Annotated in this window: 22 protein-coding genes; 4 read left to right on the plus strand and 18 right to left on the minus strand. The window is 62.9% G+C overall.

Annotated features, from left to right (window positions below; genetic code table 11):
- The first annotated feature begins 32 nt into the window (after positions 1-32).
- Complete coding sequence (locus AB8A27_RS17815) at positions 33-1,391, plus strand: FAD/NAD(P)-binding protein (protein WP_441243047.1); 1,359 nt, start codon at positions 33-35, stop codon at positions 1,389-1,391.
- Here the strand turns inward: AB8A27_RS17815 and AB8A27_RS17820 are convergent.
- The 7 genes from AB8A27_RS17820 to AB8A27_RS17850 are packed head-to-tail and all read right to left on the minus strand — an operon-like array spanning position 1,388 to position 8,767.
- Complete coding sequence (locus tag AB8A27_RS17820; protein WP_441243048.1) at positions 1,388-2,161, minus strand: ABC transporter permease; 774 nt, start codon at positions 2,159-2,161, stop codon at positions 1,388-1,390. The two genes, AB8A27_RS17815 and AB8A27_RS17820, sit on opposite strands and share 4 nt — an antisense overlap.
- Entirely contained in the window at positions 2,158-2,988 is an 831-nt protein-coding gene (locus tag AB8A27_RS17825) for an ABC transporter ATP-binding protein (RefSeq protein ID WP_441243049.1), read from the minus strand. The genes AB8A27_RS17820 and AB8A27_RS17825 overlap by 4 nt, the downstream gene beginning before the upstream one ends.
- 22 nt (positions 2,989-3,010) lie before the next feature.
- On the minus strand, positions 3,011-4,039 hold the full coding sequence (locus AB8A27_RS17830) for an ABC transporter substrate-binding protein (protein WP_441243050.1): 1,029 nt from the start codon (positions 4,037-4,039) through the stop codon (positions 3,011-3,013).
- Positions 4,040-4,089: 50 nt separating this feature from the next.
- Positions 4,090-5,094, minus strand: a complete 1,005-nt coding sequence (locus AB8A27_RS17835) for an amidohydrolase family protein (protein ID WP_441243051.1) — start codon at positions 5,092-5,094, stop codon at positions 4,090-4,092.
- 9 nt (positions 5,095-5,103) lie between these two features.
- Positions 5,104-7,398 (minus strand): xanthine dehydrogenase family protein molybdopterin-binding subunit, encoded by a 2,295-nt coding sequence (locus AB8A27_RS17840; RefSeq protein ID WP_441243052.1) that lies wholly within the window; start codon positions 7,396-7,398, stop codon positions 5,104-5,106.
- Positions 7,395-7,892 (minus strand): (2Fe-2S)-binding protein, encoded by a 498-nt coding sequence (locus AB8A27_RS17845; protein ID WP_441243053.1) that lies wholly within the window; start codon positions 7,890-7,892, stop codon positions 7,395-7,397. The genes AB8A27_RS17840 and AB8A27_RS17845 overlap by 4 nt, the downstream gene beginning before the upstream one ends.
- On the minus strand, positions 7,889-8,767 hold the full coding sequence (locus AB8A27_RS17850; protein ID WP_441243054.1) for an FAD binding domain-containing protein: 879 nt from the start codon (positions 8,765-8,767) through the stop codon (positions 7,889-7,891). Before AB8A27_RS17850 ends, AB8A27_RS17845 begins: the two co-directional genes overlap by 4 nt.
- 141 nt (positions 8,768-8,908) lie before the next feature.
- On the opposite strand from AB8A27_RS17850, the gene AB8A27_RS17855 reads away from it, so the two are divergent.
- Complete coding sequence (locus tag AB8A27_RS17855) at positions 8,909-9,709, plus strand: IclR family transcriptional regulator (protein WP_441243055.1); 801 nt, start codon at positions 8,909-8,911, stop codon at positions 9,707-9,709.
- A 22-nt stretch (positions 9,710-9,731) separates the two neighbouring features.
- On the opposite strand, the gene AB8A27_RS17860 is transcribed toward AB8A27_RS17855, so the two are convergent.
- The 6 genes from AB8A27_RS17860 to AB8A27_RS17885 are packed head-to-tail and all read right to left on the minus strand — an operon-like array spanning position 9,732 to position 15,746.
- On the minus strand, positions 9,732-11,183 hold the full coding sequence (locus AB8A27_RS17860; protein WP_441243056.1) for an aldehyde dehydrogenase: 1,452 nt from the start codon (positions 11,181-11,183) through the stop codon (positions 9,732-9,734).
- A gap of 37 nt (positions 11,184-11,220) precedes the next feature.
- Positions 11,221-11,943: an ABC transporter ATP-binding protein gene (locus AB8A27_RS17865; RefSeq protein ID WP_441243057.1), complete on the minus strand. Its 723-nt coding sequence runs from the start codon at positions 11,941-11,943 to the stop codon at positions 11,221-11,223.
- Positions 11,936-12,679, minus strand: a complete 744-nt coding sequence (locus AB8A27_RS17870; protein WP_441243058.1) for an ABC transporter ATP-binding protein — start codon at positions 12,677-12,679, stop codon at positions 11,936-11,938. The genes AB8A27_RS17865 and AB8A27_RS17870 overlap by 8 nt, the downstream gene beginning before the upstream one ends.
- Entirely contained in the window at positions 12,676-13,623 is a 948-nt protein-coding gene (locus AB8A27_RS17875; RefSeq protein ID WP_441243059.1) for a branched-chain amino acid ABC transporter permease, read from the minus strand. Before AB8A27_RS17875 ends, AB8A27_RS17870 begins: the two co-directional genes overlap by 4 nt.
- Positions 13,620-14,489, minus strand: a complete 870-nt coding sequence (locus tag AB8A27_RS17880) for a branched-chain amino acid ABC transporter permease (protein WP_092144790.1) — start codon at positions 14,487-14,489, stop codon at positions 13,620-13,622. Before AB8A27_RS17880 ends, AB8A27_RS17875 begins: the two co-directional genes overlap by 4 nt.
- A 30-nt stretch (positions 14,490-14,519) precedes the next feature.
- The gene (locus tag AB8A27_RS17885) at positions 14,520-15,746 is read right to left on the minus strand and encodes an amino acid ABC transporter substrate-binding protein (protein ID WP_441243060.1); all 1,227 of its coding nucleotides are present in this window, start codon (positions 15,744-15,746) and stop codon (positions 14,520-14,522) included.
- 149 nt (positions 15,747-15,895) lie between these two features.
- Here AB8A27_RS17885 and AB8A27_RS17890 point away from each other — a divergent pair, with 149 nt between their 5' ends.
- Together AB8A27_RS17890 and AB8A27_RS17895 are read left to right on the plus strand one after the other, a co-directional pair.
- Entirely contained in the window at positions 15,896-16,819 is a 924-nt protein-coding gene (locus AB8A27_RS17890) for a helix-turn-helix transcriptional regulator (protein WP_441243061.1), read from the plus strand.
- Positions 16,820-17,271: 452 nt separating this feature from the next.
- Complete coding sequence (locus tag AB8A27_RS17895; RefSeq protein WP_441243062.1) at positions 17,272-18,450, plus strand: glycosyltransferase family 4 protein; 1,179 nt, start codon at positions 17,272-17,274, stop codon at positions 18,448-18,450.
- Between the two features lie 15 nt (positions 18,451-18,465).
- On the opposite strand, the gene AB8A27_RS17900 is transcribed toward AB8A27_RS17895, so the two are convergent.
- From AB8A27_RS17900 to AB8A27_RS17920, 5 genes are all read right to left on the minus strand, one after another.
- Positions 18,466-19,632: a glycosyltransferase family 4 protein gene (locus AB8A27_RS17900; RefSeq protein WP_441243063.1), complete on the minus strand. Its 1,167-nt coding sequence runs from the start codon at positions 19,630-19,632 to the stop codon at positions 18,466-18,468.
- Positions 19,625-20,647 (minus strand): polysaccharide deacetylase family protein, encoded by a 1,023-nt coding sequence (locus tag AB8A27_RS17905; protein ID WP_441243064.1) that lies wholly within the window; start codon positions 20,645-20,647, stop codon positions 19,625-19,627. Before AB8A27_RS17905 ends, AB8A27_RS17900 begins: the two co-directional genes overlap by 8 nt.
- Before the next feature lie 54 nt (positions 20,648-20,701).
- Entirely contained in the window at positions 20,702-22,201 is a 1,500-nt protein-coding gene (locus AB8A27_RS17910) for a lipid II flippase MurJ (RefSeq protein WP_441243065.1), read from the minus strand.
- Between the two features lie 70 nt (positions 22,202-22,271).
- Entirely contained in the window at positions 22,272-23,426 is a 1,155-nt protein-coding gene (locus tag AB8A27_RS17915) for a glycosyltransferase (protein WP_441243066.1), read from the minus strand.
- A complete protein-coding gene (locus AB8A27_RS17920; RefSeq protein WP_441243067.1) occupies positions 23,426-25,723 on the minus strand; it encodes a GumC family protein in 2,298 nt (765 codons plus the stop codon). The genes AB8A27_RS17915 and AB8A27_RS17920 overlap by 1 nt, the downstream gene beginning before the upstream one ends.
- Positions 25,724-26,026 lie beyond the last annotated feature (303 nt).

A 26,026-nucleotide genomic window follows, 5' to 3' on the forward strand; every position in this document is an offset into this window, starting at 1 on the left:
CTCGGTCTCCTTTCCTCGCATCGTCTGGCAGCATGACATCAGCCCCTCCCACATCCCTGCGCGTTGCCGTCATCGGCGGCGGCGTGGCCGGCGCATTTGCCGCGATCATCCTGTCCAAGCTTCCGCAGATCGGATCGATCACCGTGCAGGATCGCGACGGCGCCTTCGGGCGCGGGCTCGCTTATTCCGCAAAGGCCAGGTGGCACCGCATCAATGTCCCCGCCTACAAGATGGGCGGCCTCGGCGCCGACGATGATGGCTTCGTCGAATGGCTGACGGAGACCGGCCAGGCAGACTGGCCGGACTATTCAACCTCTTTCGTGCCCCGCCGGGTCTATGGCGACTACATCTCGACAAAGTTCAACGAACTGACCGGCACCGGGCGTGTGACGCCGCGGCAGGATGTGGCGCTGAGTGTCACACGGCACGACCATGGCTATCGCGTCACGACGGCATCGGGCGCGACCATCGATGCCGATCTGGTGTTCCTCTGTCTCGGCAACCAGCCGCCATCGCCATTCCCTGGTGTCGAAGCGTCACCGCGCTCGATCACCAATGTCTGGTCGCCGGGCGCACTCGATCCGATCGGCAAGGACGATCGCGTGCTGGTCATCGGCACCGGCGCCACTGCGGTCGATATGGTGATCGACCTGGTCCATCGTGGCACGCGCGCCCCCATCACCATGGTATCGCGGCGCGGATTGCTGCCGCTGATCGACACGCCAGCGCAGACCGACCCCGACCCGATGAACTCATTCCCGGTGCCCACCGCGCGCGGCCTTCTGGCGGCGTTGCTCAAGGACACCCGCCGCAAGGTTGCCGCAGGCATTCCATGGCAGACGATGGTCGATACGTTCCGATTGTCCATCGGAGAGCTCTACAGGAACGCCTCCGAGACCGAACGTGCCCGCTTCGCGCGACACCTGCGTGCGATCTGGATGGTGCACCGGCATCGGCTGGCACCCGATGTCGCCGAACTGCTGGAGCAGTTGCAACGCGACAAGCGGCTCGACGTGATCGCAGGTCGCATCACCAGCGCGGTTGCGACACCGTCGGGACATGACGTCACGATCCGCAAGCGCGGACACGGCGCGACCATCGATCTCAAGACTGGCTGGATCCTGAACTGTACCGGCCCGGAAGAGCGCTATGATCGCCTGGCCGATCCGCTCGTCAAATCCCTGCTCGCAACCGGCTACGTCCGCACCGGCTTCAACGGCCTCGGTCTCGATGTCGCCCCAACCTGCGAGCTGCGTGACAGCGCCGGTCATGTTCAGCCCGGCTTCTATGCCATCGGCCCGGCGACACGCGGCGCGTTCTGGGAAGTGACAGCCGCGTCCAACATCCGGCGACAGTTGCTGGCCGTGCGCGAGAAGTTGGAGAAGCTCTAGCCCTTCCGCCACGGCACGATGGCGCGCTCCAGCGCGTCGAAGCCGGCATTCATCACGAAGCCGATGATCGCAATGACGAAGAGGCCGACATACATCGTCTGAACGTCGAACAACTCCCATGCATTCCAGATCATGTAACCGAGCCCCTGCTTGGCGCCGACCATCTCGGCGATGGCGATCAGCACCAGCCCCATGCCGGCGCCGAGCTTGATACCGGTCATGATCAGCGGCAATGCACCGGGCAGCGCCACGGTGCGAAACATGTTGAAGCGGCTGGCGCCGAAATTGCGGCCGACATCGAGGAAGATCGGCGCAATCTGGCGCACTCCCGCGGCGGTATTGATCACCACAGGATAGAACACGCCGATCGCGACCATGGCGATCTTCGAGCTTTCACCGAGGCCGAAGATGAGGAGGATCAGCGGCAGCAGCGAACTTTTCGGGATCGGATAGGTCGCCGAAATCAAGGGATCGAAGGCAGCTCGCACGGGACGATAGAGCCCGATGGCAAGCCCGATCACGATTGCCGGCACGCAGCCAACAACAAAACCCGCAGCGAGGCGATACAGGCTTGCTCCCACATGACGCCACAGCGCGCCGGAGGAAGCGAGTTCGAACAGATGCTTCACGATATTCGAGGGCGCCGGAAAGAACCTGACATCCACGATGCCGGTGCGCGCGCAGATTTCCCACAGGCCGAGCAGCACCAGCGGCGACAGGATGCTGATGGTCCGGTCGCTCCACAGCGAACTGGTGCGGGCCGAACTCATGCCTTGCTCCCCGGCTCGCGGCTGCGCGCGCGATCGACCTCTTCGCGGAGCTGGGCCCAGATATCATAGACCAGTTCGCCATAGGCCGGCATGTGCCTGAGCTCGACGACATTGCGCGGCCGCGGCAGATCCACCGGCACGATGGTCTTGATGCGCCCCGGTCCCGCCGTCATCACCATGATCCTGTCCCCCAGCGTCACGGCTTCATCGACGCTGTGGGTGATGAAGACCACGGTCTTGCGCGTTTCTTCCCAGATCCGCAGCAGCTCTTCGTGCAGCAGCGTCTTGTTCTGCTCGTCGAGCGCCGAGAACGGCTCATCCATGAGCAGAATGTCGGGATCATTGGCGAAGGCACGCGCGATGGACACGCGCTGGCGCATGCCGCCGGACAGCTGATGCGGATAGAGCGTTCGGGCACCATACATGCCGGTCTTGTTCAGATAGTGCCCGACCACCTCGTCGATGCGCACCTTCGGAACATTGCGCATTTTCAATCCGTAGGCCGCATTGTCCCAGACGGTCATCCAGGGAAACAACGAGTCGCCCTGGAACACCATGGAATTCTGCGGATGGCCGGGCTCTGGATCGGCGATGTCGATCTGGCCTTGCGATGGCGCATCCAGCCCGGCGAGCATGCGCAACAAGGTAGTCTTGCCGCAGCCACTCGGACCGACCACGACGAAGAAGGTACTGGCCGGGATATCGAGCGTGATCCGGTCCAGCGCCAAGTGCTGATCATGCCGCTTGGTGACGTCGCGCAGGCTGATCTTCGACGCAGGCGCCTGTCCACCATCCGGGAGTTCTACTGTGGTCGTCTGCACCGCCATCGCCACGCTTCTCTTCACCGTCTCACTTCGGCCGCGCGAACGGACCGAGCACCGGTTTCAGCGCATCGACATAGGACATGTCGATGACCTTGGCTGCCTCGATGTCGCCGGTGACCAGCCCGCGCGACTTGAAGTAAGCGAGATCGGTCTCGACGCTGGGAAGGTTGATCTGACCGTCGGGATCGATGAACACCGGCACGATCTGATGCAGCAACGCCGTGTCCTTGATACCCGTCATTTCGGCAATGTCCTTGATCATGTCCTCGGCGCCGGGCCCTGCGATCTTGCCGTCCTTGAGGGTCGCGGCATAGGCGCGCACGCCGCGCAGATAGGCCTTGAGAAAGGCTGTCACCGTCTTGCGGTCCTCGGCAAACTTGCCGTTGATCAGCAGCATGGCGGTCTGCTGCACCGGATAGAAATCGTCGAGGCCGACGAAGCGAACTGCCACATTGTTGCGCACCATCGCCGTCACGCCCGGCTCCGCCGAGATCGCCGCGTCGATCGCCTTGTTGGCGAAAGCGGTGAGATGCTGCGGGAACGGCAGGAAAACCTTTTCGATGTCCTCGTCCTTGAGCCCAGCCTTTTTCAGCGCCTGATTGATAACCGATTCATCGGCCGCGCCATTGGCAATGATCGCGACCTTCTTGCCCTTGAGATCGGCGAGCGACTTGAACGCGCCTGACTCGATCAGGTCCTTGCGCACCATCAGCGCCTTGTAGCTATAGCCCGCGATATTGGTGCCCTTGTCGGCCACCATCTTCAGCTTGAGACCGCGGTTGACGGCATTATAGAGCCCGGCGGAGGCTGCGCCTGCCGATGCGTCGAGATCGCCCGCGCCGAGCGGGGCCACCATCTTGGCACCGGAATCGAACGGGATCAGTTCAACCTTGACGCCCTCTTCCTTGAAGTAACCGCGCTTCTCGGCGAGGAACAGGCCGATATCCGATGACAGATTGGTGGTCCCGACCTTGACCGTCTTCATCTCCTGAGCGTGCACATGGCCCGCCATCGACATCGCGACACCAGCGGCAACAAGCAGACGTTTCAGCATGATCGGTCCTCTTTATTTCGCATGAAAGATACGGCAGAACGCGGCACAGCTCAGGGCAAACGTGGAAACAGACGCCTCGGATTGGTTTCGGTAATCAGTTCGATATCGTTTTTCGAGAAGCCCGCAGCCTTGATGCTGGCGAGGGGATCGCGATCCGCTGGCGGGAAGGATTCATCGGTGCCGAGCGCCACGCGTTCGATGCCCACAGTATCGGCGAGAAAACGCAACGCTTTCGGCGCATGCACGATGCTGTCATAGCCGATGCGCGAGGCGTAGACCGACGGGTCGCTCTGCGCGACATCGCCCTGTCCCGCGCGGTCCATCCGCGCATGCATCACATCGAAGCGACCCAGCAGATAAGGGAATGTGCCGCCACCATGGCTGAGGACGATCGAGAGCGTAGGAAAACGATCGAGCACGCCCGAGAAGATGATCGAACCGATACCGAGCGTGGTGTCGAATGTGTATTGCGCGATCTGCGTCAGCGCGAATTTCGCGGCACGCGGCGCGGCATCGACCAGCACGGGATGCAGGATGACCGGCAGTCCCAGCGCTTCCGCCTTGGCCCAGAACGGATCAAGCTGCGTCTCGCCTATGTTGACACCTTCAATATTGGCCGGGACCATGACTGCAACGGCGCCAAGATCAACCGCGCGATCGAGTTCAGCCGCAGCGTCGGCAGCATCGACCAGCGGCACCGATGCGACAAAGGAAAAACGGTCGCTGTTCGTATGACACCACTCGCCGAGCGTATCATTGAGCATGCGGTGCCAATGCGCACAGGCATCTTTCGCCAAACCGTAGCCATAGATATCAGGCCATGTGGCGACGAGCTGCCTGTCGAGACCCTGGCGGTCGAGGCTGGCACGACGCTGCTCAACCGGCTCGACCAGTTGCGGGAAGAACGGCCGAACCCGGAATCCGTAGTCGAAGCCGAGGGCCGGCGGCTTGCCATTCCCGGCCGGTAGCAGCCTGACGCCGCAATAGGCGCCGCGACCTTCGATCGCAGACAGGAGCTGCGGCGGCACATAATGGGCATGGATATCGATCGGCACGATCAGTCCCTATGCAGCGTAAATTGCGCGATCACGCGCATCCTTGATGAGGCGCCACAGACGCGGCGGCGTCAGCGGCAAGTGATGAATATCAACATTCAGCGGCGCCAGCGCTGCTGCCACCGCATTGGCCGTCGCTGCGGCCACAGCAACGATACCGCCCTCGCCCGCGCCCTTGGCACCCAGCGGATTGCTCGGCGATGGACGAAGCTCCAGCGTTACCGCGCGCAGCACCGGAAAGTCGCTCGCGGTCGGTACCAGATAGTCGGCCAGAGAGGCGTTCAAGAGCTGTCCCTGATCGTCATAGATCAGATGATCGAGGAAAACGCCACCCAGTCCCTGCATGATGGCGCCGATCGCCTGGCCGTGTACGATGGCAGGATTGATGGCGCGACCGACATCTTCGACCGCTACGTAATCGAGAACTTTCACCGCGCCCGTGCGTGGATCGACGGTGACATGTGCCGCATGGGTGCCGTAGCTGTAGGTGCGCACATTATTGGAGAATGTGCCGTCTGCCTGCAGTTCGCCGCCGGCGGCGAGCGTTGCGAACGACACGGATCCGCCGTTGTCAGCGACGACGTTCGCGTTGACGACCTTCAATTCGCTGTTCGGCCTGCCCAGATGATTGGACGCCTGCTGCAGTATCTTCTCGCGGAGTCGGGTGGCGGCATCGAGCACGGCGGAGCCGCCCATCACCACCGCACGCGAATGATAGGTGCCGAAACCCTCATCGAGCAGCGTGGTCGAGCCATGCAGCACGCGGATGCGATCGAACGGGATCGACAGCGTATCCGATGCGATCTGGCCCAGCACCGTCTCCAATCCCTGCCCCAGCACGGATGACCCCACGGCAACGGTCAGCGAGCCGTCCTTTTCCAGGGTAAGCGCAGCGTTTTCCTTCGGGCCGGCACCGCCGCTCTCGACGAAACAGCCCAGCCCGATGCCATGACGTACGCCATCGATCAGTTTTCCCTGTAGATGACGTTTCTCGTGCCAACCGATCTCTTTCAAGGCACGCTCGAACACCTCGACATAGTCGCCGGTGTCGTAGGATGTCGGCCCTTCATAGGGGACGAGCCCATCGATCGGATAAGGCAGTTCCTGTTCGGTGATCAGGTTTTTGCGCCGGAATTCGACAACGTCGATACCGAGATCCATCGCGGCCATATCCAGCAACCGCTCGCGAAAGAAATTCGCCTCGAAACGGCCCGGTCCACGATAGGTGCCGACCGGCGTCTTGCTGGTCATGAAGGCTTCGACGGACACGCTGACATTGGGGATGCGATAAGGGCCGGGCAGAAACTGCGCCGCCTTGGCCGGCACCACGCCGCCATTGGTGCGGATATAGGCGCCCATATCGGCGAAGACCCGGCCGCGCAGACCCAGTATCAGCCCGTCACTGCGACAGGCGAGCGACAACTCACAGGCGACATCGCGTGAGTGATTGATCGCCATCAGATGCTCGCGGCGATCCTCGATCCATTTGACCGGGCGTGCCAGCCTGCGGGCCGCAAAGGGGATCAGGAAATCCTCGGGATAGAATTCGCCGCGTACACCGAAGCCGCCGCCGACATCGATTTCGATCAGGTCGATGTCATCCTGGTCAAGGCCCAGCATCCGCGCCAGCGCGCGCCGGTTATAGAACGTGACCTTTGTCGCGCCTGTGACGACGAGCCGACCGGCCGATGAATTCCATTCTGCGAGGAGGCCCCGCGTCTCCATGGGCAGCGCGGTGTGGCGCTGCACGCTGAAGCACTCGGTGCGCACATAGTCTGCCGAGGCGAAGGCCGCATCGGCATCGCCAAATCCGGCATCGTAGCGCAGTGCAACGTTGTCTTCGGCGAAGTCGAACAGCGGGGTTTCACTTGCGCGGCGCTCCGTGACTGCGGACAGCGCCTCAAATTCGATGCCGATCGTCTCCAGCGCATCCTCGGCCAAGGCGCGGCTTTCGGCAATAACGACCGCGATAGGCTCGCCGACATAGCGCACCTTGTCGCTTGCGATGACCGGCTGGCAGAATGGCTCGAATTCGGGCAGTGGCGCCAGGCGCAACGGGATGATGGGGATGGCGTCGCCGATGTCGCGGGCTGTAATCACCGAACGAATGCCCGGCATGGCCAGTGCGGCCGATGCGTCGATCGCCACGATCCGCGCATGGGCGATGGGGCTGCGCAGGATTGCCGCATGCAGCATCCCCTCGACGGCAAGGTCATCTGCAAAATTGCCGGATCCCGACAGAAAGCGCGCATCTTCCATACGCTCGACCGCGCTGCCGACCAGGAGCTTGGCGGCATCACTCATTGCGCGGCCTCGCATTGCACATCGCTATAGGCAATACGCGCTTCCATGATCGCCGCGATGATCGGCAGGTAACCGGTGCAGCGACACAGATTTCCGGAAACCACCTCACGGATGCGGTCCTCGTCCGCATGCGGCTCGTCTGTCAGCAGTGCATGGGCAGTGGTGAGAATGCCCGCGGTACAGAAACCGCATTGCAAGGCGTGATGCTTGCGGAATGCCAATTGCAACGCACTGAGATGCGCGGCGCTGCCGAGACCCTCGACGGTGGTTATCTCAGCCCCTTCCGCCTGCACTGCCAGCATCAGGCAGCCGCGCATAGCGGCACCATCGACGATCACCGTACAGGCGCCGCAGACGCCATGCTCGCAGCCCAGATGCGTGCCGGTCAGGCGGAGCTCGTTGCGCAGCGCATCCGCCAGCGTGGTGCGCGGTTCGACGATGACGGTCGTTTGCGTGCCGTTGACGGTCAAACGGACGGGGCGCGCCGATATCATGCTGCCTCCGGTAAAGTGATGTCGGCCGCACGCGCCAGCGCCCGCTCCAGCAACACGCCGAGAAGATCACGCCGATAAGCGGCTTCCGCGTGGATATCATCGGCAGGATCGACCGCGTCCCGCGCGGCAGCTGCGGCCTGTAAAATCACGTCGGCATCGATCCGGCGACCATCGAGGACGACCTCGACGCCGGGCAGCCGCATCGGACGATCGGCAACGCCGATCACTCCGATATGCGCATTATACGCCAGACCCTGGGCGTCGATGTCGTAGAATGCCGCAACACCCGCCAGCGCGAAATCGCCGCGGCGACGTGCGAATTCCTCGAAGGCCCAGCGCCGCGTCTTCTTCCAGAGCGGCAGACGGATGCTGGTCAAGATTTCGTCGACCTCCAGAACCGTGCTGAGGCCGCCGGTGATGAACTCATCTGCGCGCAGGATGCGGGTCCCGTTTGGTCCGACGATCGTCAGCATTGCGTCGCAGGTCACCGCAATGCCCGGCATTTCAGCGGCCGGATCGGCATGGGCCATGCTGCCACCGACGGTGCCGCGGTTACGGACCTGGTAATGCGCGACATGGGCGATGGCCGCCGCCAGGAGCGGATGGGCCTGTGCGAGCCGCGCATCACGCTCGATATCGCGCCAGGTCACGAGGGCGCCAAAGTCGATGCCCTCAGCGGAAATACTGATACTTTTGAGATCTGGCAGTTGCCCGATATCGACCAGCACAGTCGGTGCCGCCAGCCGGAATGCGAGCATCGGCACCAGACTCTGTCCACCAGCGATCACCTTGGCATCGCCGCCATGAACCGCAAGCGCGGCGATCGCTTCGGTCAGTGTAGCAGGGCAAATGTAGTCCAGAGGCGGAAGCTTCATGGGCCAGTTCGCTACTTCTCAATTGCTGAGAACACCATCTTATCTTATAAGAATAGCAGCGCGTGGCAATGTTTGTTCGTGCGCAAAGGATATCCACATGCTGCCCTTTCCGTTGGCAAGCATTACCGAATGGAGGTTCCGTTGGCCATCAAGAGAGCTGCAACGAAACGCATCGACCAGACGGACCGTCCTGCTGCTGCGGACGGCAGCTCGCGAAAGATACTTCGCGCCTTGCTGGCCTTCTCCACCGATCGTCCGCGGCATTCCGCAGAAAGCCTGTCTGAACAGATCGGGGTGCCGCTGTCGTCGACCTATCGGTACATCGGCATCCTGCGCGAAGCCGACCTCATCGACGAAGACGGCCGCGGCTCGTTCGTACTCGCACCACGCGTCATCGGCCTAGCTCAGGCGGCCAGAGCCGGCACCGACCTCGCCTCCATTGCGCGCCCCTTCATGAAGCGCGTCTCTCAGGAGGTCGGAGAAACCATCATCCTGCTGCGCCGCTCGGCCGACCGCGCCGTATGTATCGAGCGCGCTGAATCGTCGTCACGCATCCGCCTGACCTTCGAGGTCGGAACGGCATTGCCGCTGCACCGCGGCGCCGGCCCGAAGATGTTGCTCGCGCATATGCCCGAAGCGGAATGCGAGACAATCCTCGATGACGCTATTCGGCGCGATCCCGGCTTCGCGCCGCATCGCAAGCTGCTGGTGCGTGAACTCGCCATGATCCGCGAGCTGGGATGGTCGGAGTCGCGCGCGGAGATCACACCGCATGTTTACGCTGTCGCCGTTCCCGTCCGCGATTCCACTGGCGTGATCGCCGCGATCTCTTTCGTGACACCGGCATTCCGTACGCCGAAAGCCAGCCAGATCAAGCTGCGCGAACATCTGCAGCATGCGGCCACGAATATCAGCAAGGCTTACGCGGCCGTCAGCCTCTGACAGCCGCGTGTAACCACCACGATCAGATCGGATAATGCTGCGGACCCGTCTCAATGGTGATCCAGCGCAGTTCGGTGAATTCCGCAATGCCAGCCTTGCCGCCGAACCGACCGTAGCCCGACGCCTTCACCCCGCCGAACGGCATCTGCGCCTCGTCATGCACGGTCGCACCATTGATGTGGCAAATGCCAGACTCGATCCGCTTGGCAACATCCAGCGCGCGGGCGATATCGCGGCCAAACACAGCCGCTGATAATCCGTATTCGGTATCGTTGGCAACGCGCAGCGCCTCATCCACGCCATCGACGCGTACGACGGTAACAATCGGGCCGAAGGATTCCTCGCTATAGATGCGCATCGCCGAGGTGACGTGATCAAGCACCGTCGCCGACATCAACGTGCCGTCGACGCCGCCGCCCGCCACAACGCGCGCGCCCTTGCCCACGGCGTCCTTGATCAGCGCCTGCATACGATCCGCAGCATCCTTGCCGATCAGTGAGCCGAGCGGTGTATCACCCTTTCGCGGATCACCGGCCACCAAGCCACCCGCCTTGGCCGCGAGCTTGGCCACGAAGGCGTCAGCAACCTTTTGATCGACCACAAGCCGCTCTGTGGACATGCAGATCTGCCCCTGATTCATGAAGGCGCCAAAGGCCGCCGCCGCGACCGCCGCATCGAGGTCCGCGTCGTCGAGCACGACCAGAGGCGCCTTGCCGCCGAGCTCCAGCAGCACCGGCTTGAGATATTTAGCGGCGGTCTCTGCGATGATACGGCCGACGCGGGTCGAACCGGTAAAGTTGATCCGGCGCACGGCGGGATGCGAGATCAGTGCATCGATCAGCGCGGGCGCATCTTCCGGCGCGTTGGTGATGACGTTGAGCACGCCGGGCGGCAGACCAGCCTCGCGCAGGCACTCGCCGATCAACCGATGTGTGCCCGGGCAGATTTCCGACGCCTTCAGGATGACCGTATTGCCGCAGGCCAGTGGCAGCGCCACAGCCCGCACGCCAAGAATAACCGGCGCATTCCACGGCGCGATGCTGAGCACGACACCGGCAGGCTGGCGGATCGCCATCGAGATACAGCCGGGCTTGTCCGACGGGATCACCTCGCCCGAGATCTGCGTCGTCATCGCCGCCGCCTCGCGCAGCATGTTGGAGGCGAGATGAACGTTGAAGCCGGCCCAGCCGGCGGTCGCGCCCGTTTCAGATGCCATCAAGGCAATAAAGTCAGGTGCCTTGCTGGCAAGAATATCAGCCGCCTTCAACAGAATGGCGCGCCTCGCTCCCGGGCCCGTCGCCGACCATGCAGGGAAAGCAGCAGCGGCGGCATCGGCCGCACGCTTGGCATCGGCGATCTGCGCGGCCGCAGCGCGCGACGCGATATCCCCGGTCATCGGATTGAGGCGATCGAAGGTGGCGCCGTCGATGGCCTGCACATCCTGGTTCTCGAGCAACAGACTGATCTGGTTCATGGTGACGTCCTCCGTTGGATGTTTTCTTGTTGAGTAATCATGCAGCGCCGCTGGCGATTCCGCCGAGATAGGCGCGGCGCACGGCGTCGTCGGATTGCAGGGCCGCAGCGGTACCGCTGCCGGTGATCTTGCCGTTCTCGATGAGATAGCCGCGATCGGCGATAGCCAGACTCTCGCGTGCATTCTGTTCGACCAGCAGCAAACCGACACCGGTCTCACGCACCTTGCGCAACGCCGCGAAGAGCTCGCGCACCAGCAACGGCGACAGGCCGAGCGACGGTTCGTCGAGCAGAAGGATGTCGGGATTGGACATCAACGCGCGGCCGATCGCGACCATCTGCTGTTCGCCGCCGCTCATGGTGCGGACCGTCTGCGTCAGGCGTTCACCGAGACGCGGAAACAGCGTCATCACCTTGGCGCGCTGTGCTGCCTCAACTGCTCGGGCACGCTTCGGATTGGCGCCGAGCAACAGGTTTTCGGCCACGGTCAATTCGCCGAACACGCCGCGCCCTTCCGGTACCAGCGCAAGCCCCGCTTCCACGATCTCATGAGGCGACAGACGGGACAGATCACGGCCGGCGAGTTTAACGATCTTGGCTGGTGACGGCAGCAAACCGGCAATGGCCTTGAGCAATGATGACTTGCCGGCGCCATTGGCGCCGAGAATGACAATGATCTCGCCGCGCTCCACATGCAATGCGGCGTCGCTCAGTGCGTGATGCTGGCCATAGGTGACGCTGATATTGGAGACCTCAAGCATCCAGCGGCGCTCCCAGATAGGCCTCGATCACAGCCGGATCGGACAAGACAGCGTCTACCGGACCTTCCGCGATCTTGCGGCCGCTGCTCATGACCACGCAGCGATCGCAGAGTGAGCGGATCGCATCCATCACGTGCTCGACCAGCAGGATCGACAACCCCTCCTCCTTGAGCGATCGGATCAGCTCGATCCCGATCAGCAATTCGGACGGGTTCAGACCGGCAAGCCATTCATCGAGCAGCAGCAGGCGCGGCTGCAATGCCAGCGCGCGTGCCAGTTCGAGCCGCTTGCGATCGATATAAGTGAGCTCCGATGCGGGCCGTCCGGCAAAGCCAGCGAGACCGACCCGCGCGAGCAGACCTTCCGCAGCGAGCGTCATCGCGCCGCGTGCAAGCGGCGCATGGTGGAAGGCCAGTCCGGCCTCGACATTCTCCCCGCAGGTCATGCCATCGAGCACACGCACAAGCTGGAAGGTGCGTGCGAGTCCAAGCCGCGCGATGCGATGCGTCGGCCAGCCCGCGATATCGTGGCCGGCGAAGGCGATCACGCCTGCATTGGGCGACAGCACGCCGGAGATCAGGTTGAGCGCCGTGGTCTTGCCCGAGCCGTTGGGGCCGAGCAAGCCAACGATCTCGCCAGCATGGACAGTGAAGTCGATGCCGTTGACGGCGATGAGACCGCCAAAGGCGCGGGTCAGGCCTTCGACGCGCAAGACTGGCGTTGTGTCGGGGGTCATGCCTGCGCTCCCCGCATCTTCGAGGCTGTGGGTCGCCAGGCTTTCAGCCTCTCCCAGAGGCCGACCACACCTGATGGCAGCGCATAGACGATAAGCAGAAACACCACGCCCATGATCAAGGTCGAAGTGCTGGGGAAGCGCGCCGACAGAAAGTCGAACAGCAGTGTCAGCGGAATGGCGCCGAGCGCCGGCCCCCACAGCCGATGTGCGCCGCCGAGCAATGCCATGATCACCACTTCGAACGAGATCGTGGCGTTGAAGGCGATTGATGGTTCGATATAGGTGAAGCGCGGCGCCATGACCGCACCGACCAGCGTCATGAATGTCGCCGAGATCGTAAACAGAGCCACCTTGGCGATGGTGACGTTGATGCCGCAATGCCGCGCCACGGTCTCATCTTCGCCGATGATGCGCAGCGCGAAGCCGAAGCGCGAGCGGGCGATCAGCCAGCCCGTACCGAAGACGATGACGGCCAGCGCCAGCAGCTGCCAGTAAATGTCGTTCTGGGTGATATCGACAAAGACGTAGCGGCCGAGCACGCGGGTCTTGTTGACCTCGTACCAGACCACGATCTGGCGCACGAGTTCGGCGAGACCGAAGGTGAAGATGACGAAATGCACGCCGCTCAGCCGCAGCGTCGACAGGCCGACAATGATGGCCATGACCGCGCCGATCACGGCGGCAATGAGCAGCACCAGCGACCACGGCAATTGTTCGCCCAGAACAGCGACGGTGTATGCGCCGACACCGAAGAAGGCGGTAGTTGCCAGCGACACATAGCGCGTCGGACCGGAGAACATGCCCCATGCGGTCGCCAGCACCGTGAATTGCAGGAGGCTGATCGCAAGCGCGAGGTGATAGGCATCGACAATCATCGGGACGAAGGCGAGCGCAACCACTGCTGCGAGACAGATCGCGCCAGTCATCATTTGGGCACGGCTCATCGCTGCGCCCTCCCGAAAATACCGGCCGGCTTCACCAGCAGCACACCGAGGAACAGCGCGAAATTCACCGCCAAAGTCAGGCCGGGATCGATGAAGGTCGCCACCAGCGCTTCGCTCAATCCCAGCGCCAGCCCGGCGACGAGACAGCCCAGCAGATTGCCGACGCCGCCCATCACGACCACGATCAGGGCCTTCATGGTGAACACCACGCCGGAGGTGGCGCTGAAGGTCAGGAACATGCTGATCAGCACGCCGGCAGACGCCACCAACGCGCCGCCGAGCGCAAAGGCCAGCGCCGATGTCCTGGTGACATCGATGGCGACGAGCTGCGCCGCGATGGGATCCACGGCTACGGCGCGGATTGAGGTGCCGATCCGCGTGCGGGTCAGCGTGAGATAGAGCGCCAGACCAACGACGACCGCGAGGCCAAAAGCAATCAGGCGGTTCAGCGCCAACACTTCGCCGACGATCTTCACGGGAATGGCGAGGAACGAATAGCTGAAGTAAGCGCCACCGAACATGGTCAGCATGATGCCCTGCACGATGAACATCATGCCGAAGGTGGCGAGAATGCTATCGACCTCAAGGGCGTCGCGGGTGCGCGCACGGCGCACCAGCGGCGTCAGCAACACGCGGTACAGGAGATAGCTGATGCCGAAACTGACCGGAATGACAAACGCCAGTCCTGCGAGCGGATTGAGCGCCCAGCCGGTGAACAGCCAATAGGACGCAAAGGCCGCGCCGATCAGGAACTCGCCATAGGACAGGTTCATGATCCGCGCCACGCCATATTGCAGGGTCAGCCCCATGGCGATCAGCGCGTACATGCCGCCCAGCACGAGGCCGGTGAGAACCGCGTTTGTCATTCTGTCAGACCAGGTACAGGATCGACGCGATCACTGCGCCTTCCATGCCGGCTTCGGCACGACCGGCGCACGCGCGCCCTCGTTACCCGACGGGCCGATGCCGTAGAACTCGCCGTCCTGCCACTGCCCGACCCACCAGTATTTGGTCGGCATGTTGTTCTCGAGCTTCACCTTGCCGATCACTGTATCGAAGGTGCCGGTCTGCAGGTCCTTGATGACCGCAGCGCGATCGACCTTACCGACGCGCTCGATCGCCTGCTGCAGCATCTGCAGACCGGCATAGGTAACCGCACTGGCCCAGCGATCCGGCTCTGCGCCATTCGCCGCCGACGCCTTGTGCCGCGCCAGATAGTCCTTGATGGCCGGGCTGTCGCCGCTCCAGCCGCCGATGCCCATGACGCCCTCGGCATTGGCGCCGAATTTCTGCTTGAACAGCGGGAAAGCCGTGCCGACGCCGGTGTAGAAGATCTTCGGATTGAAACCCGAGATGCGAGACTGTTCGGTAATCGCGATCGTGTCCGGCGGATAGCTGAAGGCGATGAACACGTCGGGGTTCAGCGCCTTCACCTCGTTGATAATCGGGCTGAGATCCTGCGTGCCGACCGGATAGGTCTTGTCATAGGCGAGCTTGAACTTGGCAGCTGTGAGTGCGGGCCGGGCTGCACCAGAGAGATCGATGCCGAAGCCGTCGGCGATGCTGGCCATCGCCACGGTGTCGCCGATCTTGCCTTCGGTGCGCAGCTTCGTCAGCAGCTCAACCAGCGTCTTGGCGGCATCGGCGCTTGTGCCGAGCAGCCAGAAACTGTTGGGCCAGCGCTTTGCCAGCTCAGGCGCGCGGTCGGTCACGGCCGTCGATGCAATGTGCGGGTAGCCGGCCTTGTTCAGGATCGGGCCGACCGCGAGGTTGAGGCCGGTGCCCCAGGGCGGCAGGATAAAATCGACCTTGTCCTGGGTAATCAGGCGCTCCAGCGCCTTGGCGGCTTCCTCGGCGCTCGAGCGGTCGTCGTATTGGACGACTTCGATCGGCACGCGCTTGTCACCGAGCTTGAGGCCGCCGGCCGCGTTCACCTCTTTGACCCACAGCTCGTAGTTCGGAATCGTCGTCACCGCAGCGCCGCCGGCGGCGGGGCCGGTGCGCGAGATGGCATAACCGATCTTGACCGACGTCTGGGCCTCGGCTGCACCGCCGCATCCGACGGTCGCCACACCAGCCACTGCGAGTAGTCCCGCCGCAAGGCGCTTGACTGCTGACACCATGTTATCCTCCCCGAATTCTTTTCACCGACGCCTTGTGGCGTTCGACAGCGGGAGACTAGTCCAGCGTTTGGGGCTGGGAATTGGACGCATCCGGGGAAAGATTGTATTGATCCGTGTAGGCGAGCTATTTCACGCGACGGATTGTCCCAGTGCTTGAGACCGCGCACATCGTTTCAGGTCCGGCCGGCTTCATGGAGAAGCTGCTTCCCGCTTTGCATGCCGACAGATTCGTACCCGGACTGGCGCCGCGCAGCTGGACCATCCGGCAGTCGGTTCCCCGGCGCTCGCATCTGCTGGTGGTCGAGACCCGGCGCGGCACCGCCACGATGCGCGGCACCACGGTTGCCATTCAGTCCCCCGGCCTGCTGTGGCTGCCCGGCGATCACGAGGGCACGCTGGAGGTCGAAGCCGGCGCGCAAGGCTATCTGATTTCAGTGTCGGACGATGTCCTCACCCGTACCGTGGCTGGCAGTGCCGAGGCGCTGCATCTGCGGCGAACCATCGACCGGCTTGTCCTGCGCGAAGGTACGCAACTCGCGACGACCTTTGCGGCCATCACGGAATCCTGCAGCACGCTGGTGCGTGAGTTGAATACGCCGGGCCGCGGCAGCGCAACGATGACATCGACGCATGTGCTGTTGCTGTGCCTCCATCTCTGGCGATCGGTGATCTCGGAGGAAGCCTCCGACGATGCAGCACAGCGCGGCGACGGCCCTCGCCTCGTCGGCAATTTCCTACAGATGGTCGAACTGCATTATCGCGATGGCTGGCCCATCGCACGCTATGCGGCCGCACTCGGCGTCACTGACGACAAGCTGCACGCACATTGCAAACGTGAGAAGGGCTGCAGCCCGCGCGCCATCGTGCATCAACGCCTGATCCACGAAGCCTGCATGCGGTTGCGGCAGCTTGATCTTCCAGTCGAGCAGATCGGCTATGGCCTCGGCTTCCGCGATCCCGGCTATTTCAATCGCTTCTTCCGCAAGTATCAAAACGCCTCGCCAGGCGCCTATCGGCGACGCGCGCGGCAAGATCCAGGTCAGCTCGGCCCGTCCTATGCAGCCTGGCCGTAACTGTCCCACCCTCGATCAGCGCTGTGTCTCTTTGAAACCTGCGTGATCAATTTGGAACAGCACGCGTTAAGCATGACTCGAGATTGAATCGGGGTCACAACATCTGTTTGCGCGCTCTGTTTCAGATTTCATTTCAGGACACCGTTCACCATTCAGCTCAAAGCGCTGGCAAAAATCGTCCCACAAAGCGCCATCGACGTAGGATCGCACCGATACGACGCATGCGACAGCGCCAATTACCGACATCAGGTGGAGCAGAATACTACTTGGCGCAACGAGGTTGCATTCACCCGACTGTGTCCGAGTGTTTCTGCCGATATGCCTTATCGCGAAGGTCAAATCTTAGACGTTGTCTTGGCGACGAAAGCCTGCGAAAGCAGGACATTGATGAAATTGCGACTTATCAGCGCACTTACGGAATTGGCGTTCACCCCTTTTCATAGTGTCGGCCCATGACCATCGAGATCGTCCAGATTGTCCAGGAGTTGAGTTCGGTCGGTGGCGTTGAAAGCGTGGCCAGCGAACTCGCATGCGCGTTCAGCCGCGCCAAAATCGCCAACACAGTTCTCGCCAGCACCGTTGGCGAAAAGGTAACGCCAGGCACGCGCATCGAGCGCGTCGGTGCCTGGCTTTCGCACATCAAGACGCGCGGCATCCTGCGCTATCTCGGTCGCGCTTTTGTCGTTCCCGCCTTCACATTGCTGGCGACGCGCGCCGCCCATCATCATCCCAAGGCCGTCATCATCAGCCATGGCGACAGCCTGACAGGCGACGTACTTGTCGTGCACGCGGTCAACGCACAGAGCCTCGCCGAGAAGCGCAACGCCGGTTCCTGGTTATGGATGCTGAATCCCATGCATCTGTGGGTCGCCCTGCGCGATCGCTGGATGATCGGTGGCCTGCGCTATCGCATGTATGTCGCGGTCTCGCCGCGCGTCGCAACCGAGCTGCAGCAGATTTACAAGGTGCCAGCGTCACGCATCCGCGTGATCCCCAACGGCATCGATCTCAATCGCTTCGCCCGCGACACCGCAGCCGGTCTCCGGGTCCGTCAGGAATTCGGCATCCCGGCAAACGCCAGACTGCTGCTGTTCGCCGGCCATGAATTTCGCCGCAAGGGTCTGGCGCATGCCATTGGCGCGCTCGAACGCCTCGGCCCCGATGTCTGGATGCTTGTGGTGGGTTCGGATAATCCCGCGCCCTATCGCAAACTGGCGACAACCTCCGCCGATCGGCTGGTCTTCGCGGGATCGCGTACCGACATGCCGGCCTTCTACGCCGCGGCCGATGCCTTCGTGCTGCCGACTGCTTACGAGACTTTCTCGCTGGTCTGCATGGAAGCCATGGCCTGCTCGACGCCGGTTTTTGCAACACCGGTCGGTGGGATCGAGGATTACCTTGTCGACGGCGTGAACGGTTATCAGATCAAGATGGACGGCGCAGACATCGCCGAGAAGATCGCGATGGCGTTCTCCGATCCGGCGACGCTGGCCCGGCTGTGCGAAGGAGCGCATGCCACGGCACTGAATTACGGCTGGGACTATGTGGGTTCGCGCTACATCGAACTGCTGGAGCAGGTGCAGGCGTCGAAGAACGAATTTGCGCCGGGCGCCATGGCAGTCGGCGCCTGATCGCAAACGCCTGCTTCAAGGGCGGCGCCGGTCAGCTCCCTGTTTTGCATCGGCAGCCTGCTGGCAGGCTGACACCAGCGCATTCGCCACCACCTCGTAAGTGAAACGCGTCAGCACGTTGTCGCGTGCCGCCGCGCCGCGATCCAGCAACTGCTGCGGCTCGGCAGCAAGCCGATCCAGCAGTGTCGCCAGCGCATCCGGATCGCGCTCGGGAATAGTCCAGCCGCCCTTGCCGACAACATCGGGAATAGCGCCGCCCGTCGAACCGATCACCGGCACGCCGCAAGCCTGCGACTCGACGATCACCCGGCCGAACTGCTCACGCACGGCGCTGGTGGTGCGCGTCAGCAAGATCATTGCATCGAGACTGCTCAGAAACGTCGCGACATCGGCCGGCTTGCCCCAGCCCTGAAACGTCACGCGATCGGTCAGGCCGAGTTCGGCAACGCGCTGCTTCAGCGCCCCCTCATGCGGACCCTCGCCCATGATGGCCAATGTCACCGCCGCTGTGACGCGCTTCATCGCATCGAGCGCGTCGTCGAGCCCCTTCTCCTCGACGAGACGCCCGACATAGCCGATGCGTAGTCCCCGCCCCGGCGCAATCGGCGCCTGGCGCGCGCCGGTCTGATTGAAGGTCGCGAGATCGACGCCATAGCCAATTGGCGACACTGGCCCCGCATAGCCGCGCGCGCGGACCACTGCTGTCGCTTCCGGACTGCGCGAGAGAATATGATCGGTGTTCCGCAGCACGTCCTTGCGGATGAACTCGAATGGTGGCGGCAAGCGCTTCAGGATGTTCTGATCGACTTCCAGGACCATCGCGGCGCGGCCCTTGAGGACCCGCGCCTGCATCGCAACGACGCCCCACGGCTCTTCCCAGAGATGGATCACATCCGGATCGACCTCGCGGATAATGCGGCGCAGGCCGGGATAGAAATGCAAATACCAGCTCATCGGGCCCGCACGCGGCAGGCGGATCGGCATCACATGCACGGTCATGCCGGGATCGTCGGACGGATCCGCAATGATCGTACGGCCGAACTGATACCAGGTGGCGGGGACGACGAGATGCATATCGACGTCGTCGCGCCCGACGAGGGGATAGTATCGCAGACGCCCCGCATCGCGGCTGACGGCAGAATGTGCAATCGAGAGAACCGTGAGACGACGACTGCTAGACACGCCCCGTCATCCTCGCGGCCACGCCCGTCAGGCCAGACAGATGCAATTCCATGGTTGCGAGACTGCGATCCGCGCCGTTGATCGTGCAGCGCGGAAGATTGTAGGCATCCTGGCCATTGCGGACGAGACCCTTGCGGGTCGTCGCTGCACTCGCATAACCGGCATCACGCGCGATTGCGAAATCACGCGGACCACAATCGCCGGAGCGGCCATACGGGAATGCGAAATGCCTTGCAGGAATGCCAAGGCGCTCGACCAGCCGGTCGCGGCCGCCCTTGAGCTCGAAGCGTGCGCCATCGGGCGACAGCGACGAAATCCGCGCATGCGTCACGGTGTGGCCGCCGATTTCCACCAGCGGATCGTCGCGCAACTCTTCGAGCATTTCCCAGGTGATCGCGTGCTTCCAGTGCATCGCGTCGATGTCGACACCATTGAGCTCGCAGAATTTCTTGTAAGAAGCTGACGCCTGCGGACCATCCCAGCGATCAGCAATTCGATGGAACGCCGCGCGCTTCGCCTCAGACGTCGGCACGTCGATCGCACCGTCCTCGAGGATGACGCGATCGTTGTTGAGCAATGTATCTTCCAGACCTGCGGCCCATAGCGGAAGCGTACCGTCCGGGATGCCCGTCGTGACGAACAGTGTCACCGGCACGTTGTGGCGGCGAAACAGCGGCACGATCTCCTCATACGTATCGCGATAGCAATCATCGACGGAGAAATTGACGAAGCGATCGTTCGGCTTTCCAGCCTTCGAGCGATGGATCGCCTCCTCCATCGTCACGACGTCCCAGCCGCGCTCCTTCAGATGCGACAGGAACTGATCGAGAAAATTGGTATCGAGATAGAAGTCGCGGTTCGGCAGCTTTTCCCAGGCTTGAGCGGAAGCGCCACGATGGAATGTCATCAGGCAGCCGCGGGTGCCCATGAGCATATCGGCAGCCATGCTGATCGGACGGACCAGCGCTTCGGACGACGCCATACGTCGGGCGGCGATGGATAACAGCTGCTTCATCAAAAAGCCCTCAAACGATCAAGGCACTCTCTAATACAAAAACGCATGTAAAAGTCACAAGCGACCCCGGACGCGCGCAAATGCCGCAATGTACACGCCCGGCATCAGCATCCCGACAGACAGTGCAAGGCAGACCAGATAGGCAAAGCCACCGGCAAAAAGCCGCTGCCACGGGCCCGTCAAAACCTCATGAATTTGCCAGCTGAGGAGTGCCATCAGCGCCGCCGGAAAACACGCCAGAAGCATCAGGTAAAGCAGCTTGCGCCGGGACCCCAGGACGATCATGACGCCAGCCAGAAGAACGATACCACGAGCCGCTTCACCCAGTCCAAGCAACAGCGTGCCCCATTCGTGCGCGGCCGGCAGATATGACGTCAGAAGGTTAACTACGGTATTAACCAGATAGGCACTGATGATGATGATAGCGGCGGCAAAATTCCGCCCGGCGCCGTTCAGGATACGGATCAGGATCCAGCCGAGGGTCGCGGCCCAGAGGCCAAGTGCAATCCCGCGCAGGGCCTGACTGGTCAGAAACAGCGCGTGCTCGTTAAAGGCGCCACGCAAAAACACCAGCCGCACGATCTCTGGCGCGAACATCGCGAGAAAGACCGACGCCGGCACCGCCAGTGCGAGAATAGGCCGCGCAATCCCTTCGATCTGTGCACCGACATCTTTCGATGGATGGCTGGACAACACCGCGAGGCCGACCGGCTGGCTGATCAGCAGCAATGCGCTCTCGGTCAAGGTCCGCGCATAATCCAGCGAGGCCACCGCACCGGTCCCGATGCGCGATGCCAGCAGGCGTTCGATCCAGACATTGGCCTGTTCGGCGAGCGGCAGCGCGAGCAGCGGCCGCAGCCGGTGGAAGAAGTCGCGACCCGAGGCCAGCACGGATGACAGCGACAGGCCCTTGAAGCTGAGCACGCCCTCGCGCCACATCGTGTAGAGGCCCCACGCGCCAAGCACGTTGAAGGCAGCCGAGAACGACCAGGCCAGCGTATGGAAGTTGCCGGAGACAGCAACCAGGGCAATGCCCATGAGCACGGCGATGTTCAGGATGCTGGCGCGGACATTCGTCAGGCGCGTCCGACCGAGCGCGATTTCCCCCGCGGCGAGCACATTGATCATCGCCGAGGCCGGCATGCCCAGCGCCATGATCCGAATGAAGTCGAGAGTGAGGCTGCGCCCTTCGGCGGAAAAGCCACCAACCAGCGCGTCCACAGCCCGCTCGCCGAGCGCCTGTAGTGCAACCATCAGGATCATGGCGATGCCGGTGATTGCCACTGTCATCGCGCCGAGGCGCTGAGGTCCGTTGCCGTCCTTCAGCGCATCCCGGTGCATCGGGATCATCACAGCAGGGACGGTCTCGTTCTGCAGGAAGGCGAGCGGCAGCATCACCGCCGTGATCGCACCACGAAAGCCGTCGGCGACCAGCGAGGCGCCAAGCACCTGCGCCATCAGGATCTCGCGGCCGAAGCCCAGCAGCTTGCTCGTCAGCGCACCACTGATGAGAATCGCCGTAAACTTGCGCGTCGAATGCCGGGCACCGCTCATGGGTGCGCCGCTACGGTCCGGTCAGGGACCGTCCGGGAATTCAAATTGCAGACTGAGCGGCGATGCGCGGTCACACGGGCGCTCCCGCGGCCGCTCGCCCGATGATGTTTGAAACCGTCTGCAGCATCTGATCGACGCTGTAATGCGAGCGCGCCCGCGCTTCGGCATATTGCAACTGGCCCGCCAATTCAGGCGGCCGCGACATGACCTTGGCAATAGCGGCGGCCAGCGCGTCGGCATCCCCCGGCGGCACCAGCGTCCCCGCTTTGCCAGCTTCGAGAATATCGGACGCCGCTCCAGCATCCGTCGCAATCACAGGCACATCCGCGAGCATGGCTTCGACCAGCGTGCGACCGAAGGGTTCGGGATCAATCGACGGATGGATCATCGCATCGACGGCGCGCATCAACCTCGGCACATCGCTGCGCTGACCGAGGAAATGCACGCGATCGCCAAGACCGAGATCCGCCACCATCCGGCTCAGCTTCTCGGCATAAGGCTCTTCGCCAAACAAGGCAGATCCCGCAATGATGCAGCTGACGCCTGGCGTCTTTGCCAGGGCCTGCAACACGATATGCTGCCCCTTCCATGCCGCAAGGCGGCTGAAGACTCCGACGAGCGGTCCTTCGGGCAATTTCAACTCGCGCCTGATCTCGAGCGGCGTGCTGGCGTCCGGCGGCACATCAAGGCCGTTTGGCACGATCGCGACCAGCTCCTTCCAACCGCCTTGGGCAATGAAGGCATCTGCAGCAGCTTGCGAGGGGACGATCACCTTTGCCGTGCAATAATTCGCCAGCGCGACCTGCACGCGGCGCTGCATGGCGCCGAAATGCTCACTGCTGATGATATCGTGGAGGTGCCAGATCAGCGGACGCCGCGCCAGCCTGGCAGCGACGGCCGATAACACAAAGGCCTTCTGCGAATTCGCGTAGATGACGTCATGGCGGCGTGCTTCACGCGTCAATTCGGCGATGATCGCCCCGAGCCGGCCAATCAGCGGAAAGACTTTCAGGATCGAGCTATCGCGCCTGACATCCGAGAGTCCTTCGCCCCAGCGCGACACGCGCACCTTCAGGCCCCTGGCTGCGAGCGCCTGATGCAGCGGGCCATCCTCGAACAGAAAGGCCGCCTCGCCCGCCCATGGCTGAACGAGATCGATCAGAACGAGCTCTGCGCCAGAGATCGAGCCCGTATGGCAGACGAACAGAACGCGCGGAGCGGACATCACGTCGCCCCGGCATAGGCATTGTTCGAAACCCCGCCTGTGCTGCGCGGCGTATTGGCATCGGGCATCATGGTGACGGCAATGCCGAAGACGTTGCCACCGGCGACACGGATCGCGCTGGATGTCGCCACCGCCTGCCCGATCGACGAGCGGCCGGAGCGCATGCAGAGCAGCACGCCGTCGACCTGCCTGGCCAGCACGCCGAGATCGGTCTGGATGCCCGGCGATGGTGCGTCGATCAGGACAACGTCGTAGATCTGGCTCCACAGCAGAAGATCGCCGAGCGGTTTGCGCATCAAGAGTTCAGACGACGCTGAGAACGGTCCTGCTGAAATGACGTCGAGATTGGGCGTCGTGGTGCGGACCACCGCTTCACGCGGCGTAACATCGCCGCGCAAGATCCCCTGCAGGCCGAGGTTACCGCGCAATCCGAGCGCGGTCTCGAACTTCGGCGCGCCGAGATCGCATTCGATCACCAGAACGCTGCGGCCCGCCATTGCGAGATGCTGCGCCAGAGTGAGGGTCAGAAATGTTTTGCCCTCGGCGGTCGTCGGCGACGCGACCAGAATCTTGCGGCGTGTCCTGGCGTCGCTCGACGCCAGCAGGCCCGTCGCCAGATCGCGAAGCGCATCCTGATAGTGCGGGTCCTGCAGCGCCATTGGCAGCGCACGCGCCAGCGAGGCACCGGACTGCGCCGTGAGGATCGCACCGATCGGCGATTCCGACGGATCGCGCTTGACGGTCGGCAACCGTGCCAGAATAGGCGCGCCGGTGACGACAGCCAGCTCCGATGACGGTGTCGCCAACGGCGGTCCGGGACGCGGCGCCACCGGGATGGGCGCTGCTGCCGGGACAGGAGCCGGAGCGGTCGGAGCAACGGCGGCGACCGGCGCGGGCTCGGGCGCGGCTGCGCGCGCCGGGCGAAGAGTTGCAGTCCGCAGCCGGGACAGACCCGCAAGATTGACGCGATCGCCGAAAAAGGCTGCGACGAATGCGAGCAGCAGGCCGAGCGTACCGCCAGCGGCCAGGAACGGAATTTTCTTCGGGAAAAACGGCTTGGTCGGCAGTTCGGCCAGGCTGACCAGTCGTGTATTACCGATCAGCACGCGGCGCTCGGTTTCGAGTTCGCTGGCGCGCTTGTAGAGATCGGCATATTGCTGGCGCTTGATCTCGGTGCTGCGCACCATGCTCTCGATCGAGGCTTCGTCCGAAGTCGCCGAGCCGACTTCCGCCTTCACGGCATCCATCTGCTTCTTGAGCGAGTTCACGAGAGCATCATTAGCGTCGAACGCCTTCTGCGCGCTGGCCGCAATGCTCGCCACTTCCGTGGCCATGCGCTCCTTGATCGCGGATTGCTCCTGCTCCAGCGCACGCAGCGACGGGTGCCGCGGCCCGAGTACATTGGCCTGGCTGGCGAGCTGCGCGGTGACGACCGTGAGCTGCTGCTTGAGATCGGCGATCGAGCGGTTCGACAGCACTGAAGGGGAATCGACAGCGCGCGCCTGATTGGTCTTGATCTCCTGCAAGCGGGCGAGCGCATCGGCACGCGCGGTTTCCGCGGTGGACAGTTGCTGGCTGATACTGGTCAGGCGTTCCGAACTGATCGGGGCAAGCGACCCGCGCATCAGGCCCTTGTTGCGGCGAAACGCCTGGATCTTGGCGTCAGCGTCGCGCAGTTCTGCATCGAGCTGCTTGGCTTCCTTCCAGAGATAGGATGCGGCGACCTCGCGGCTGTTCGCACCCGATGTCCGCTGCTCGTCGAGAAACGCATTGGTCAGCGCGTTCGCCATCTTCTGCGCGACTTCGGGGATCGACGAGGTATAGGAGATATTGATGACGCGGGAACGTCCGACAGCACCGATCGTGAAATTTCCCGACACGTAGTCGATCAGCGCCGTCATATCGGTCCGCATCTTTTCGCAGGTCGAGCTGCTGCTCCTGCTCTGACACTCTTCAATGGCGGCTTCCGTGATGCCCGGCTGCTGCAGGGCGAGCCGCATCACCCGCGGCGAGCGCGCGATCAAGAGCTGGCTCTCGACGTCAGCGGGATCGCCAATTTTCTGGGCCCAGGCGGCCGAGGCGTTGCTGTTGCTGGGCTCCTGCTCGGCGACGATCACCGAACCTGTGGCGAGATAGCGCACCGGCAGCACGATCAACGCAATGACCGTCAGGATCATCACGCCGAGAAACACAGCGCCGAACAGGCTACGATTGCGCCAAACCCTGAGCAGCGGGCTCTCGCCCGCCGTGCCATCGGCGGCTTCCGTATTCGTAACGATGGCGCGTCTGGTGAACATGCGTGTCAGACTTTACTATGGGGCGCTGGCACCGCACATCCCTGCGCGGCAACGGTGCTCACCCAGCGCAACCACCCATGAACGACCACGACACGCATACTGAACCCTTTGTCCCCCGAACCACAAATCCACTGCGGGAGCAGGCCTACTATCCATTCATTAGGGATGTTTTGGTTAAGGGCGGGTTTAAAATACTAATTAATACCTTTGCGCTGCCTAATTAGTAGGCTGTTACGCGCATCGCCCCGGCCGGTGCCGCATTAGAGAGCCAGGTACGTTGGCAACATAGTTGCAAGCCGGAAC

Source organism: Tardiphaga sp. 768_D3_N2_1, from assembly GCF_052076105.1.
Taxonomy (GTDB): domain Bacteria; phylum Pseudomonadota; class Alphaproteobacteria; order Rhizobiales; family Xanthobacteraceae; genus Tardiphaga.

Bases quoted from the DNA above. Each gene is read 5' to 3' on its own strand.
- AB8A27_RS17870 (WP_441243058.1), bottom strand. From the start codon at position 12,679: ATGACCCCCGACACAACGCCAGTCTTGCGCGTCGAAGGCCTGACCCGC.
- AB8A27_RS17885 (WP_441243060.1), bottom strand. From the start codon at position 15,746: ATGGTGTCAGCAGTCAAGCGCCTTGCGGCGGGACTACTCGCAGTGGCT.
- AB8A27_RS17880 (WP_092144790.1), bottom strand. From the start codon at position 14,489: ATGACAAACGCGGTTCTCACCGGCCTCGTGCTGGGCGGCATGTACGCG.
- AB8A27_RS17830 (WP_441243050.1), bottom strand. From the start codon at position 4,039: ATGCTGAAACGTCTGCTTGTTGCCGCTGGTGTCGCGATGTCGATGGCG.
- AB8A27_RS17840 (WP_441243052.1), bottom strand. From the start codon at position 7,398: ATGAGTGATGCCGCCAAGCTCCTGGTCGGCAGCGCGGTCGAGCGTATG.
- AB8A27_RS17910 (WP_441243065.1), bottom strand. From the start codon at position 22,201: ATGAGCGGTGCCCGGCATTCGACGCGCAAGTTTACGGCGATTCTCATC.
- AB8A27_RS17825 (WP_441243049.1), bottom strand. From the start codon at position 2,988: ATGGCGGTGCAGACGACCACAGTAGAACTCCCGGATGGTGGACAGGCG.
- AB8A27_RS17895 (WP_441243062.1), top strand. From the start codon at position 17,272: ATGACCATCGAGATCGTCCAGATTGTCCAGGAGTTGAGTTCGGTCGGT.
- AB8A27_RS17920 (WP_441243067.1), bottom strand. From the start codon at position 25,723: ATGTTCACCAGACGCGCCATCGTTACGAATACGGAAGCCGCCGATGGC.
- AB8A27_RS17815 (WP_441243047.1), top strand. From the start codon at position 33: ATGACATCAGCCCCTCCCACATCCCTGCGCGTTGCCGTCATCGGCGGC.
- AB8A27_RS17860 (WP_441243056.1), bottom strand. From the start codon at position 11,183: ATGAACCAGATCAGTCTGTTGCTCGAGAACCAGGATGTGCAGGCCATC.
- AB8A27_RS17875 (WP_441243059.1), bottom strand. From the start codon at position 13,623: ATGAGCCGTGCCCAAATGATGACTGGCGCGATCTGTCTCGCAGCAGTG.
- AB8A27_RS17865 (WP_441243057.1), bottom strand. From the start codon at position 11,943: ATGCTTGAGGTCTCCAATATCAGCGTCACCTATGGCCAGCATCACGCA.
- AB8A27_RS17845 (WP_441243053.1), bottom strand. From the start codon at position 7,892: ATGATATCGGCGCGCCCCGTCCGTTTGACCGTCAACGGCACGCAAACG.
- AB8A27_RS17820 (WP_441243048.1), bottom strand. From the start codon at position 2,161: ATGAGTTCGGCCCGCACCAGTTCGCTGTGGAGCGACCGGACCATCAGC.
- AB8A27_RS17905 (WP_441243064.1), bottom strand. From the start codon at position 20,647: ATGAAGCAGCTGTTATCCATCGCCGCCCGACGTATGGCGTCGTCCGAA.
- AB8A27_RS17915 (WP_441243066.1), bottom strand. From the start codon at position 23,426: ATGTCCGCTCCGCGCGTTCTGTTCGTCTGCCATACGGGCTCGATCTCT.
- AB8A27_RS17850 (WP_441243054.1), bottom strand. From the start codon at position 8,767: ATGAAGCTTCCGCCTCTGGACTACATTTGCCCTGCTACACTGACCGAA.